Below are 586 nucleotides of genomic sequence, written 5' to 3' on the forward strand. Positions count from 1 at the left end.
AGCGTTGCTAAAGTAGCAATGTCTTTATTTTATGGTCATGATGGTTAAATAATAATGAGAGTATATGTTTGCTCATTTTTTCTAAGTTATAGCAGCTTTGTACCGCAAAATATAGTAAAAAGCTGTCAAATGAAAGCGAGCTGATAAGCAATGACTTGTTTTAGTCTTTTGATAGTTTTGCAATCAAAGCACTTAATAGCTGATACTCTTTTTGATCAAGCTGTAGACGTGATCCCAGTCTGGATAGGCGTGATGGTAATGACTTTAGATGTTCACTATTTGCCAGACCGCGCTGTACCATAAGGTCAGTAGTGCGCTGAGTAAGCTGTTGCAACTGCTGCTGATTGATAGCAGGCTCATCCCACTGTTGACGCAAATTCACATTGATTGCTGATTGGGACGCAGTATTCTCGTCTAAACTGTCCGCTGTCTGAGTATGCGTTTGAGCATAAGCAAAGATAAAGCTGGCGATTACTTGCACTGCTGAGGCGACATTTAATACAGGATAAGCAGGATTGGCGTCGATTTGAATGTGATAATCAGCATAAGCCAACTCTTCATTGGTCAACCCACGATCTTCACGTCC

Annotated in this window: 1 protein-coding gene; it reads right to left on the minus strand. The window is 40.8% G+C overall.

Going from position 1 to position 586, the window contains the following annotated elements:
- Positions 1-160 precede the first annotated feature (160 nt).
- The coding region (locus tag ACS8FC_RS19320) for a TrmH family RNA methyltransferase (protein WP_439297980.1) at positions 161-586 on the minus strand (426 nt) is incomplete at its 5' end.

Source organism: Psychrobacter sp. 1Y4 (genome assembly GCF_051847555.1).